The sequence below is a fragment of the Bacillus cereus group sp. BceL291 genome (assembly GCF_051776705.1).
GTDB classification, from domain to species: domain Bacteria; phylum Bacillota; class Bacilli; order Bacillales; family Bacillaceae_G; genus Bacillus_A; species Bacillus_A cereus.
The window spans coordinates 1-250 of the sequence record NZ_JBPWAP010000279.1; the positions used below are offsets into that span (position 1 = coordinate 1).

A 250-nucleotide genomic window follows, 5' to 3' on the forward strand; every position below is an offset into this window, starting at 1 on the left:
ACTACAGTAGTTGTTGTCAGGGTTAAAAACGTCGATACAGCAAGTAGTTTATAAGGAAAATTATTATTCACTTTAATTCCTCCTATGAATATATATTAATTTTTAGTTTGTCTTTTCTTGTTTAAAAGCAATGTCTTTGGAAATGAATTCTGCGTCCTTATGAATATCATTCCAACTTTGTTTAGCAGCTTTTAAATCGTCAGGTATTAACGAAAGTTTATGTTCTTGCATTTGATCGATATTATCATAT

The 250-nt window shown here is 28.8% G+C and carries 1 pseudogene; it reads right to left on the reverse strand.

Annotated elements, in window-relative coordinates:
* Positions 1 to 102 precede the first annotated feature (102 nt).
* Positions 103 to 250, reverse strand: a pseudogene (locus tag ACS2CR_RS34580) (hemolysin BL lytic component L1); the annotation flags it as partial.